This window comes from Exiguobacterium sp. s78 (genome assembly GCF_018618985.1).
Classification (GTDB): domain Bacteria; phylum Bacillota; class Bacilli; order Exiguobacteriales; family Exiguobacteriaceae; genus Exiguobacterium_A; species Exiguobacterium_A abrahamii.
The window spans coordinates 195140-207155 of sequence record NZ_JACSNB010000001.1; the positions used below are offsets into that span (position 1 = coordinate 195140).

Here is a 12016-nt window from a genome sequence, read left to right on the forward strand (position 1 = left end):
TACAAATGATACATTTACGAAACAATTCGACCGGATTTACGAAACAATTGCCCCGTAATCTAAGAATCAAGCAAGGAGAGGAATCATGAAAGCATCGACCATCGCTTATCTCTTCCTGATGGGCATCTTGTTTGCCCTCGGTCTTCTTTTGCTTCAGCAGACGGTCTTCGGACGCTTACACGTCCTTGATGGACCGAAACGACTGAATGCTTCCGATGACTCGCTCCCGACCGAGTTGACGTTACGTCACCGGGCATGGGGGGAGCAGACGGTAGAAGACGGAACGGAAGTCCAGCGCATCACGACGCTATTGAAGCAAATGAAGACGGTGACAAACGGGACTTGTCCGGCGGGAACGGCGACATTTAACGGGACGCTCCGTTTCTTAAACGGAACGACGTGGACGTTCTCGCTCGGAGAAAGTATGACGCTAAATGGAAAATGTGTCGCAAAACGTCCTAGCACCCAAACGACGTCACTGAAAGCACGATTCTTGAACGCCTATCACGAACCAGAACAGCTCGCGCATCAGTTCGCTGAGGGGGAAGTCGTGACCGTGTATGCAGCAGGACGTTCTCGTTCTTTGACTGCACGCGAACGAGAAGACGTTAAGCGTCGCCTGACGCAAGCAGAGCCGATGACGGACTATGAAGAGGTCGGTCAAGCGCTCGATGCCAGTCAGGGACAGCCGCGCATTCTCAAGCTTCAGCGGTTCAAGAATGAGCAGAATACGCGTGCCAACTTAATGAATATTACTGTGTATGAGACATTGTTCAGCGTCCAGTACATGGATGATGACAATGGAAACACCTTCTATTTAAAAGGACAACTCCTGCCGACCGGGAAGGAGGCAGATCGATGAGAAAAGGAATGCTCTTCTTGCTGAGTATCATTTGTCTCATGAGCATTTGGATCGTCCGCAACAATGAACAGACGAAGCAGGGGACAGCCGCGCGGGAAACCGTTCCGCATTTGACGGCGTACGTCTCTGCGAAAGAGGATATCGGTCGCGCCTTGCTGTCGTCATATTGTGAGCAGGCGGGTTGTACGTATGAGTTCGTGCGCCTGTCGACGGAAGAACTCGTCCGGCGTGTGACGAAGGAAGCGGATCATCCGCGCGCCGACGTCATCATCGGCGGAACGTGGGATGCTCACCAGACGCTCAAGCAACGCGGGTTGTCGACACCGTTCCCGAGCGGCATGGATCAAGCGGAACTACAAGATCCGGACCGCTACTGGATCGGCTATGAAGTCGAACGCTTAGCAATCGTCATCAATACAGACGTTTGGAACGAGCGGTTCGGGGCAGCAACTTATCCGAAAACGCTCGCTGACTTGACGGCGAAGCGATATCAGAACGAGTTGATTTTGCCGGATCCGAATCATTCTGGTACCGGTGCGACGATCCTGCAAGCGGTCTTTGACGGATACGGGACGAAAGCTGAAAATGTCTTACGCGAGCTCATCGAGCGAACGCGACTATTCACGGCGAACGGTTTTGCACCGACGTCGTACGTCGCCAGTGGGGAAGCGATGCTTGGGGTCAATTTCATCGGGGATCAACAATCACTGCGCGAGAAGTATTATCCGGTCAAAAGCATCCCGCTCGATACGTACTCGATCAACGCGATCTCAAAGCTGAAAGGACGAACGCAACAAAAGCAGGCGAACGCCTTCATGCGTTTCGTACTCTCGGCGGACGGTCAGGCGATTCTGAGGAAGGTCTCATTCGGTACGCCGACCTATGCGATCGCGAAGACACAACCGATCCAGCAGAACGTCGGGCAGGACATCGTCGCCGATTACCGCGACTACCTCCGTCGATTCAATCAGCTCCAGGACAAATGATGCGAAGACTCTGATTCAGATAGGGGAAATGGAAGATGGGCTTCTTCAGCATCAAAAAATTGCCGAATGCCGGCATACCAATCGAAGTACAACGGAAACAATGGTTACAACAATTCTTAAAGGCATTCTTAGTCGTCTTCTTCTCATATATGGCGATGTATCTCATCCGAAACAACTTCAAAGCAGCGCAACCGCTCTTGAAAGAAGAACTGGGCTTTACGACGACGGAACTTGGATATATCGGCTTCGCCTTCTCAATTACATACGGAATCGGGAAAACGTTGCTCGGTTATTTCGTTGACGGGAAAAATACGAAACGCGTCATCTCGTTCTTATTGATTCTCTCGTCCTTAATCGTCACCGCGATGGGACTCTTGATGAGTGCCGGCGGAAGTCCGGTCGGTTTATTGATGGTTTTATGGGGACTCAGTGGGTTCTTCCAATCGGTCGGGGGACCATCGTCGTATTCGACGATCGCCCGCTGGACACCGTTTGAAAAACGTGGACGCTACCTCGGCTTCTGGAACGTCTCGCACAACATCGGTGGAGCAATTGCCGGTGGTCTCGCACTGTGGGGAGCGAACGTCTTCTTCAACGGAAGTGTCGTCGGGATGTTCATCTTCCCAGCTGCAATCGCGCTCATCATCGGGATCGTCGGTCTATTCATCGGGAAGGATGATCCGGAGGAACTCGGGTGGAATCGGAGTGAAGAAATCTTCGAGGAACCGATCGAACCGGAAAACATCGCTGCTGAAAGTATGACGAAGTGGCAAATCTTCAAAACGTACGTCATCTCGAACCCCTGGATCTGGACGCTCTGTATCGCGAACGTCTTCGTTTATATCGTCCGGATCGGGATTGATAACTGGGCACCACTCTACGTCACGGAACACTTGCACTTCAGCACAGAGAGTGCTGTCAATACGATCTTCTTCTTTGAAATTGGTGCGTTATGCGGCAGTATGATTTGGGGTTACGTGTCCGATTTACTCAAAGGACGCCGGGCGCTCGTCGCAGCGATCTGTCTTTTACTGACGGCCGTCGCGGTCCTCGGTTATCGTTACGGTACGAGTGAACTTATGATTTACGCGTCACTATTTGCACTCGGTGCGCTTATCTACGGACCACAGCTCTTGATCGGTGTCTCGGTCATCAGCTTCGCACCAAAACAAGCGACGACGGTCACGAACGGGATGGTCGGTACGTTCGGTTACTTGTTCGGTGATTCAATCGCAAAAGTCGGTCTAGCAAAAATCGCTGATCCGGAGACGAACGGTCTAACGATTGGTTCGGTTACGTTACACGGCTGGAGCGATACGTTCATCATCTTCAATGCGGCGTTACTGTTCGGTTTGATCGCCCTTGCGATCGTCGCTGTCGTCGAGGAGAAAAAGATTCGTCGCCTCGGATTGCTAGAGCGTCAAGCGGATAAGTTGAGTTCGTAACAGACACGAGCACCCTCGCCTAATGTAGGAGAAGGTGCTCTCTTTTTTAATGAGACAAATAAGCAAGCAGCAAACCTTCTTCAAGTTTAACGTGACGAATCGAGCGGTAACGGGCATGACGGAAAGGAAGATAGAAGGAAAGATCAACAGTCAGAAGTCGATTTGCATAACGCAGATAAGGAGGACGAATGAGGTAGGTTTCATTAAAGGATTCGGTATCATGAGGACAGACGTCAAAGACTTCGAACGTGACGGTACGTTTATCGACTGCCCGCAATTGAAGCGTCAATTCGACTGGTAAGTCACGCTCTATACCATAACGTATCAATGGTACAGCGGCTTGAATGTGAAGATGCGTCGGTCGAATCGTGACACAAATATCTGTCAGCTCTGGAATTTCCTTTGTCAGCGCACTTGCAAGGTCGTATTCATCAATACTTGTTGCAAGCGTAAAACGACGAAAGGTTTCAATTATATGGCGCCCCAGTTTCATGAAGTAAATTCCTTTCTTATGATTCTTAACCTTAGTATAACTAAAATTTAACCTAATTATCCCATATTGTATTTTGTTAAAGTAAATTAATTCCTCTTAATTAGCGTTATTGTTTAAAAACAATACGATTTCTGCATGTTTTTGCGTCGTTCAGGGAACGATTAACCATGTCGATCTGTTGGTTTTCTTTTTTGAAGGGAGTTTTTTGATGCCTTACTTATCCGGATTTCCGTCGTCTTATTGGAAACAAAGCGCACCTGCTACTTCATATCCCGCTCTCAATCAAGATGCTAAGCATGATGTTGTCGTCATTGGGGCTGGGATTGCTGGACTCGTCACGGCCATGCAATTGACGGAACGAGGATATGACGTCGCGGTGATCGAAGCAGGTGACGTGGCTGCCGGTACGACGGGTTATACGACGGCTAAAGTTTCCTCACAGCACGGTTTGATCTATGACACGCTGATACGCACCGTCGGCGAGGAGTCAGCGCGACTATATTATGAAGCGAACGAGGAAGCGATCTCGTTTTTACGTCATCAGGTGGAACGACTCGACATTGCCTGCGAACTTGAAACGCAAGACGCTTATCTCTACGCGGCAACATCAAAAGAGCAAGCGATGGAACGGGAAGTCCGTGCCTATGAACGGTTGAGATTAAACGGTGGCGAAGCAACGGAAGAAGTCCGAAGTAAGTTGCCATACGATGTCAAACGAGCTGTCGCCCTTCGCGATCAAGCGCAGTTCCATCCCGTCAAATATCTTCAAGGACTTGCGCAACAAATCGTCCATCAAGGTGGAAAATTGTATGAACAGACACGTGCTATATCACTCGAGTCGAATCGCACCCCAACTGTCATCCTGGAAAACGGTCACCGGATCGAGGCGAAGAAGGTCGTCATCGCGACCCATTTTCCGTTTCATGACTTCAAGGGCTTATACTTTTCAAAACTCGAAGTCCATCGCTCGTATATCGTGTCGGGTCAGGTCGACGAGGCGTTTCCGGACGGGATGTTCATGAGTGCCGATCAACCGAGTCGTTCTTTACGTCACACGCGAACAGACGATGGTCGTCTGCTTGGTCTGTTCGGTGGCGAGAATCATTTGTCCGGTCACGAGACGGAGACGATGCAACGGTATGAGCATCTTGCTGACTTTGCGAGAAGTGAGTTCCATGTCGAGGCGTTCGAGCAGTTTTGGTCAGCGCAAGACTTGATCACGCTCGATAAGATTCCCTATATCGGACAGATGGCGGCGAATGACCCGAACGTGTTCGTTGCGACCGGCTTTGCGAAGTGGGGGATGACGAACGGTATCGCAGCCGGACTGTTGCTGAGCGATTTATTGACGGGAACACCTAATCGTTTTCGCCATTTATTTGACCCGACCCGTTCGAAGCTAAAAACGAAGGATGCAACTCAGTTCGTCAAGAACAACGCGGACGTCGCCATTGAGCTCGTCAAAGGGAAGCTGACCAAAGCACGTCGTCATGCTGACGAGTTACAGCCAGACGAAGGAGGACTCGTTACTCATCACGGGAAGACGGTCGGTGGATATCGCGATTCGGAAGGGAATCTTCACCTCGTCTCGACGACTTGTACCCATATGGGGTGCGATACGAAATGGAATGAAGCAGAACGGTCATGGGATTGTCCGTGTCATGGTTCACGATTTGGTCCGACAGGAGAGGTACTAGAAGGACCAGCCGTCAACCCACTCAAATCAATCGATTAAGCAGAGGCACTTGTCTCTGCTTTTTTATTTTTAAAATAATTCGGAGTCGATTTATAATATGTGCTATAATTACCTGGTAATAAAAATATTTTAGTGCTAAACAATTAGAGTGCCGCTTTTGAATCGTGTTGTAGAGGCACCGTCACGACCACCGTTCACTGGTTTCATATTTTAGTTTCACTATTTTACTTAGCGTCGTGAACGCTGAAACAACCCGAGGAGGAAGCACCACTATGAGTAAAGAAAAGATTGCCCAGCTGCGCAAACATGTGTCGCCGTTTGAAAAGGCAGACATCAAAGCCAGCGTCCGGCAGATGATCAACACGATCCTGCCATTTCTCGTCCTATGGTTTCTGGCATATCAGGCCCTGAAGCTATCTGTGTTTCTCGCGATTCCTGTGGCGATCCTCGCCGCTGGATTCGTCGTCCGGATGTTCATCATCTTCCATGATTGTACGCACGGTTCATTCTTCAAGAATAAGAAAGCGAATGCCATCGTCGGTACGATCACTGGGATATTGACGTTATTCCCGTATGAGAAATGGAAGCGAGAGCATTCAATCCACCACGCATCAAGTGGAAATCTCGATAAGCGCGGTGTCGGTGACATCTGGGTCATGACAATTGAGGAGTACATCGAAGCGTCACGCTTCACACGTCTCAAGTATCGTCTGTACCGGAACCCACTCGTCATGTTCGGTCTTGGACCGCTCTTGTTGATTCTCGTATCGAGCCGATTCAACCGGAAGGATGCTCGCAAAAAAGAACGAGTCAACACACATGTCATCAATGCGTCGCTTATCGTCCTGTACGGTATCCTGATTTACTTCATCGGCTGGCAGGCCTTCTTGATCATCCAAGGAACGACGATGTTCACAGCAGGCGTACTTGGGATCTGGTTATTCTACGTTCAACACACGTTCGAAGACTCGTACTTTGAAGATGAAAGTGAATGGGATTACGTCAAGGCAGCAATCGAAGGTAGTTCGTATTACGAGTTACCAAAGGTCTTGCAATGGGTGACAGGAAACATCGGCTTCCACCACGTCCACCATCTCAGCCCACGTGTTCCGAACTATCATCTCGAAAAAGCACACGTCTCGACGCCACCGCTTCAGAAGGCGACGAAGATTGGTTTATTCTCGAGTCTGAAGTCGCTTCGCTATAAACTATATGATGCGAAGAACAGAACGTTCGTGACGTTCCATGACATCAAACATCTCTTACGCGAACCGAAGACGTCATCGTTGTAAGGAACTGCACCTCGTCCACTTGGACGAGGTGTTTTTTGTTGTGTTTGAAGCAAAAGAGGGAATCAACAGGTAATGAGAGTAAGGTAAGTCCGTCTTTTGGCGTATGTTCACGATGAGCATCCATGGTAGGATGTACAATAGAAAGGAGAGTGCCTGATGCGCCGGATACCCATTGCTGCTTATGTAGGAGTAGCCATCTTACTTTCCTTATTCGTCTTCAGTTCGATGACGTACCAGCAACAATCCTTGATTTCGTTTTTGACACAGCGTATCCCACTCGACTGGGTGTATGCATTTTCCTTCGTGTCGTTTCATTATAAAGTTCCGATTAGCGTTGCATCGCTTGGACCTGCGGCGTTCCTTGAGTTTTTCATTCGAAAGGGAATGCACGCTGGTTTGTTCCTCATTCTTGGGATTAGTATCGTTCATTTTTTGCGTGGACGAGGCTATGCGGCATTATCAGCTGCCTTCTTTGCCTTTACGACGGCAATGACGATTGGTGTCATGGATGAGTTCCATCAGCAATTGACGGGTGGACGAACCCCACTCGTCGGCGATGTGTTGATCGATGGCAGTGGTGCATTGATTGGTATCGTATTGTATACAGCGATTCGTCTTTATTTGAAAGCTGACCAGATTGTGCGAGAGCAAGAACAACAGCGTGCATGAAAATAACCCATCGTCTCAATCATCATGACTGAGGCGATGGGTTATTTTAGCGATTAGAACCGTTGTACCCATTCAATCTTATACTGAGTACGTCCGAATTCTTTTCTTAACATGTTGTCGGCTTTCTTTCGTGCTGTCGTGTGATCGCCTGCCCGGATGTTGAGTCGATCCGTATCAACGATCTCATCTCCGCGTAATACTTGATACTGGACGGTATAGTCCTTTTTCATTAAATTAAATAAACCCAAGAAATTCACTCCCATATTCTTCTTCCTGTTAGTTATTATATGGTATTCCAAATTTTTCTGCAATCTAAAAAAGTGACTTTTGTCCTACCTGTTAATAAAATGTTAGTGGTCCGAATGACAGGTTTATTTATTGTATGAGTTGTGTATAAAAGCTGAAAAATCAACAAAAACCGCTCTAAAATAGAATATATGAAATTTCATTACATATATAATGAATATTCAGGAAAAAATATTGCGTTATCAACAGATTGACGAAAATATAAGTTATCTGAATATTCTCTTGGTATGTCAGGAAAGGATTCCCTTGGAACTTCAATGGAATAACCGTTAAGATAAGAAGGAATGAGAAATCCGATGAATCAAGTGATAGATGAGGGAGATGACACATGGAGCAGGAGACGAATGAACGAATGGATCCCGCGCACCGGATCAGGCAAGCGGTGACCCGCAAAGAGACCGTCTACTTTAGTTTGTTGTTAGGCATCGCCATCGTGACGGTCGGTGCGATCATTGGATTAGTGTTTAAAACAGGGCAGCCCGGTGTTTATGTTATGGGTGGTCTTGTGATCCTATTGTTACTACTTTGGTTGCGTCAGTGGCAACGGGTGTTAAGGATTCGAATTGAAGGGGTTCGCTTGAGTGCCAAGCAGTTTCCAGAGTTGTTCGAGCAAATCAGTATACATACAGAACAGTTACAACTATGGCGTATGCCAGAAATCTATTTCCAAGATGACGTAAAACGACCGCACGTCATTGGTCTATTCCAAAAATATTTGATTGTCCTACCAGCATCATATCTGGAAATGACAGAAACCCGTCATTTTCGGTTATTGCTTGAACTGGCACGAATCAAACGGAACCATCAGGAAAAGCAAATCTTACTATGGATTGGCAGCTGGATTCCGTTTTTACGTCCGGCTTACATGCGGGCATGTGCTCGGACCCGTCATCAGATGGTCCTACCACTTGTTTCACCTGTGTACGCGCGACAAGCCATGTTTGAGGATGTGCTCGGACCAACACTTCTAGCAACGACAGATACAGAGGTCTATATCGAGGAGAAACGGCAGCTACGGACGTTTTCCATCTTATTGTATGAAGCGTTACGAACCGAACTTTCTTTACTCGAACGGTTGCACTTAACGGGTGAGCCAATCGAACGTCCGCGCCCACTCTTGCGGTATGGTCAAGGCTTCGTCGTCGCAGGTAGCATTTTAATGGCAATATTCCTTGTCAGCACGACTGCAGGTATGCTGTTAGACGGAGGGGCGATTGAGGCAAAAAAAGAAACGAGTGACGAGAACGTCACGGCGAAGACGAATGGTCAGGATCTTAACGAGACAGAGTTGATGGCAGCGATTCAAAAAGGGAAGCTCGAAGACATACATCGACTGATTCCGGAAAGTGATATGAAGGCAGTCGATGCCGATGGCGATACGGCGTTGCATTATCTCGGGTACCGGAAATCGAGCACAGGACTCGAATCGGTATTTAAGGAATTGCTTGCAGCGGGCAGTGATGTCGATGCTGTCAATGAGTTCGGCGAGCGACCGTTCATTACGGCAGTCTTCAGTAACAACGATGAGCTCGTCGACCTGTACTTGAAGCGAGGCGAAAAGGTCAATCAACAAGATGCCGACAAGTTCACGCCTCTTCATCATGCTGTTGAAGGGGAAGGCAAAGAGACAGTCAAACTCTTACTTGAGCATGGTGCTGATCCGACGATTAAAAACGCAGATGGCTTCACGCCACTTATGTTGGCACAAGAGTATGAACTCGATGAAATCATTGAGCTGTTGAAGCAAAACTCAGCGCAGACACTATAACATAACAACCGCAGGCGTTCTCGAACGAATCGAGAAGACCTGCGGTTGTTTTTTGTTCGTATTAGTTTGGTAATTTTGAAGTATCGACGATGCGACCTTCAATCTTGTAGTCGACTTGACCGAGTGATTTCGTGAAATCACGTAGGTTTTCCCAGTCCGAGAGACCGAGGTCCGTGACGCGACCAGCTTTGTAAGCCGTCTCGAATGGTGTGAGACCATCGCCACCTTTAGCTGTGAAGGCATTCGTTGCGATGACATATGTCTTCGCTGGATCGATGACTTCGAATGTGCCGTTATTGTTCACTTCCATCTTCGTGACGCGTTCGCCTTTAGCTTTTGTGCTATCGTATTCGAACTTCATCCCAGAGACGTGGAGGAAACCACCGTTTTCGACCGGTGCCACACCGACACTGATTTCGAGGAGAGTTTTGATCTCTTCTCCTGTCATTTTCGCTGTCGCAAGCGTGTTACCGAATGGAAGCGTCGTTAAGACTTCACCGACTGTGAGTGGTCCGGCATCGATAGCAGCACGGATACCACCACCGTTTTGCATCGCGATGACTGTATCTTTATTGTATTCTTTTGCTTTTTTGAGCATCCCGTCCGTGATCAAGTTTCCGAGAGCTGTTTCGCTGTTACGGACACTGACTTCACCACGTGGGTTTGGAAGAGCGTTGACGATGTTCGCACCGACTTCTTCGTTTTTCAATTCAGCGATTTGATCGGCATATGGTTTAAGGATTTCAGCTGCACGGACGTCTTCAGCTGCTTTTGAGACGTCGATCAGTGATCCGTTGTACTCCGTCAACTTCCCTTTGTAGTCGAACGTCAAATCAAGATTTCCGAGGAAATCACCGTATTGGTATGCTTGCGCGATGATCGTTGGTTCTGTTTTGCCTGGTACGACTGTTTCGTCGACAACGACTGGTTTTTCAAGTTTCGTATGCGAGTGACCACCGACGATGACGTCAATCCCGTCGACGTTACGTGCGAGCAGTTGATCGTTATCGATTGCTTCGTTGTCATCGAATCCGATATGTGTCAAGGCAACGATTTTATTGACGCCACGATCTTCGAGCTTTTTCACGGCCGCTTTCGCACTCGTGATGTAATTCGCGAACGCCACCGTACCTGGGCTTGCGATATCAGCAGTTTCTTCTGTCGTTAAACCGAAGAAGCCGATTTTTTGTCCTTTGTATTCCTTGATGATCCCTTGATAGATTTTGCCACGCTCTGGTCCGGCTGTGATCGTTTTCTTTTGTAGACCGTTGAAGAGTTCGTTTTTACTGAAATCAACGTTCGCCGTGATGAACGGGAATTTCGCTTTCGTGACGAAGTTTTTCAAAGCGATGTTGTTGTCTGTATCGCCGAGATCGAACTCGTGGTTACCGAATGTCATCATGTCGTACTTCATGTAGTTCATCAGTTCAAGATCAGCTTGACCAAGGAACTTATTGAAGTAGAGTGATCCAGAGAAGACGTCACCAGCGTCTAAAAGAAGCGATGGTTTACCTTCTGCGCGGTAAGCAGAGCGTAGTTCTTTAATGACAGTTGCTCGTTTCGGTGCTTTATCGAGATTTGCATGCGTATCGTTCGTATGCATTAAACCAATTGAGAAGTCATCCGTGTTGACGTCGAGCACCGTGATTTTTGCTTTTAATGTAATCGTCTTGCCAAGACGCGTATAACTTGCGACCGCATATTTCACACCCGCTTCGCTCGTATCCACCTTCGACCAGCGGACTGGCTTGTCATAGATGCGACCTGTCGCATAAAGAACAGCTAGTGTTTTCGGCAATTCTGGTTTTTGATCGACATAGATTGTCTGATCTGCGACCTTCTCGACGAACTTCACTGCGTAGTTCTGAATGTAGATCTTGATTTCGATTGGATTCTTTTTCTTGCCGTATGTGCCTTTGACCGTTTGATAACGGTTGAACGCATGGCGATCGTAAGACTTCCATGTGATCTTCTCACCTTTATATGTAGCAGGGAGTTTGACCGGAGCACCTTTCGTGAAGACGAGTGACTTGAGTTTGACCGTTTTGACTTTGACATGTGTTGCAGCCGAAACTGTCGTTTGAGCAACGGGCACGATTGCCGATGTCGTCAGGGCGACAGCAACAGCTGCCGCGTAAAGCGGTTTTGATTTGTACATACGTAAAAATCCTCCTTCAAGAGTGGGGTATGAATGCAAGGTCGCGATGCGATCGTTGACCTCTTCTTCTACTATAAAGGGTTCGGAAAGCTTCGTGGGATGAACCTTTTGTAAATAACGTAAATTCTTAGGTCCGACGACAAGACAACCCACGGAAGTCGTTTGCTCATAAGCTTTAGAATCCGAACGTTCGTCTTCATAGAAAAATGATAACGCTTTCATTATATCTTGTCTTAAATAAAAATGAAACGAAAGAATATTACCAATCGTTAAACATTACCATTAAATGTCGATTTTTTAGTGGTTCTGAATTGCTAAATATTGTATGATATCAGTATACA

10 protein-coding genes are annotated in these 12016 nt (G+C 47.7%); 7 read left to right on the plus strand and 3 right to left on the minus strand.

The window, feature by feature from the left end:
* The first annotated feature begins 85 nt into the window (after positions 1-85).
* Genes KNQ18_RS00975 through uhpT form a run of 3 tightly spaced genes read left to right on the plus strand, consistent with a single transcriptional unit; the run spans position 86 to position 3293 of the window.
* Entirely contained in the window at positions 86-862 is a 777-nt protein-coding gene (locus tag KNQ18_RS00975; RefSeq protein WP_214724054.1) for a DUF3919 family protein, read from the plus strand.
* Entirely contained in the window at positions 859-1848 is a 990-nt protein-coding gene (locus KNQ18_RS00980) for an ABC transporter substrate-binding protein (RefSeq protein ID WP_214771574.1), read from the plus strand. The genes KNQ18_RS00975 and KNQ18_RS00980 overlap by 4 nt, the downstream gene beginning before the upstream one ends.
* 35 nt (positions 1849-1883) lie before the next feature.
* Positions 1884-3293 carry a hexose-6-phosphate:phosphate antiporter gene (gene uhpT, locus KNQ18_RS00985; protein ID WP_214771571.1) on the plus strand — a complete coding sequence of 470 codons (1410 nt, stop codon included), beginning with the start codon at positions 1884-1886 and terminating at the stop codon, positions 3291-3293.
* A 46-nt stretch (positions 3294-3339) separates the two neighbouring features.
* Here uhpT and KNQ18_RS00990 read toward each other — a convergent pair whose 3' ends face one another.
* Positions 3340-3786, minus strand: coding sequence for a hypothetical protein (locus KNQ18_RS00990; RefSeq protein WP_214724048.1), 447 nt, complete (start codon positions 3784-3786; stop codon positions 3340-3342).
* Positions 3787-3994: 208 nt separating this feature from the next.
* On the opposite strand from KNQ18_RS00990, the gene KNQ18_RS00995 reads away from it, so the two are divergent.
* The 3 genes from KNQ18_RS00995 (at position 3995) to KNQ18_RS01005 (ending at position 7443) form a co-directional block, all read left to right on the plus strand.
* Positions 3995-5521, plus strand: coding sequence for an FAD-dependent oxidoreductase (locus KNQ18_RS00995; protein ID WP_215083586.1), 1527 nt, complete (start codon positions 3995-3997; stop codon positions 5519-5521).
* A gap of 233 nt (positions 5522-5754) precedes the next feature.
* A complete protein-coding gene (gene desA / locus KNQ18_RS01000) occupies positions 5755-6774 on the plus strand; it encodes a Delta(5) desaturase DesA (RefSeq protein WP_214724044.1) in 1020 nt (339 codons plus the stop codon).
* A 156-nt stretch (positions 6775-6930) separates the two neighbouring features.
* Positions 6931-7443 (plus strand): VanZ family protein, encoded by a 513-nt coding sequence (locus tag KNQ18_RS01005; protein WP_214771554.1) that lies wholly within the window; start codon positions 6931-6933, stop codon positions 7441-7443.
* Positions 7444-7496: 53 nt separating this feature from the next.
* On the opposite strand, the gene KNQ18_RS01010 is transcribed toward KNQ18_RS01005, so the two are convergent.
* A complete protein-coding gene (locus tag KNQ18_RS01010) occupies positions 7497-7691 on the minus strand; it encodes a hypothetical protein (protein WP_214724040.1) in 195 nt (64 codons plus the stop codon).
* A 386-nt stretch (positions 7692-8077) separates the two neighbouring features.
* Here KNQ18_RS01010 and KNQ18_RS01015 point away from each other — a divergent pair, with 386 nt between their 5' ends.
* Entirely contained in the window at positions 8078-9517 is a 1440-nt protein-coding gene (locus tag KNQ18_RS01015) for an ankyrin repeat domain-containing protein (protein WP_251133277.1), read from the plus strand.
* A 61-nt stretch (positions 9518-9578) separates the two neighbouring features.
* Here KNQ18_RS01015 and KNQ18_RS01020 read toward each other — a convergent pair whose 3' ends face one another.
* Positions 9579-11675 carry a 5'-nucleotidase C-terminal domain-containing protein gene (locus tag KNQ18_RS01020; RefSeq protein WP_215083589.1) on the minus strand — a complete coding sequence of 699 codons (2097 nt, stop codon included), beginning with the start codon at positions 11673-11675 and terminating at the stop codon, positions 9579-9581.
* Positions 11676-12016: the final 341 nt, after the last annotated feature.

Bases quoted from the DNA above. Each gene is read 5' to 3' on its own strand.
- KNQ18_RS00975 (WP_214724054.1), top strand. From the start codon at position 86: ATGAAAGCATCGACCATCGCTTATCTCTTCCTGATGGGCATCTTGTTT.
- KNQ18_RS00980 (WP_214771574.1), top strand. From the start codon at position 859: ATGAGAAAAGGAATGCTCTTCTTGCTGAGTATCATTTGTCTCATGAGC.
- uhpT (WP_214771571.1), top strand. From the start codon at position 1,884: ATGGGCTTCTTCAGCATCAAAAAATTGCCGAATGCCGGCATACCAATC.
- KNQ18_RS00990 (WP_214724048.1), bottom strand. From the start codon at position 3,786: ATGAAACTGGGGCGCCATATAATTGAAACCTTTCGTCGTTTTACGCTT.
- KNQ18_RS00995 (WP_215083586.1), top strand. From the start codon at position 3,995: ATGCCTTACTTATCCGGATTTCCGTCGTCTTATTGGAAACAAAGCGCA.
- desA (WP_214724044.1), top strand. From the start codon at position 5,755: ATGAGTAAAGAAAAGATTGCCCAGCTGCGCAAACATGTGTCGCCGTTT.
- KNQ18_RS01005 (WP_214771554.1), top strand. From the start codon at position 6,931: ATGCGCCGGATACCCATTGCTGCTTATGTAGGAGTAGCCATCTTACTT.
- KNQ18_RS01015 (WP_251133277.1), top strand. From the start codon at position 8,078: ATGGAGCAGGAGACGAATGAACGAATGGATCCCGCGCACCGGATCAGG.
- KNQ18_RS01020 (WP_215083589.1), bottom strand. From the start codon at position 11,675: ATGTACAAATCAAAACCGCTTTACGCGGCAGCTGTTGCTGTCGCCCTG.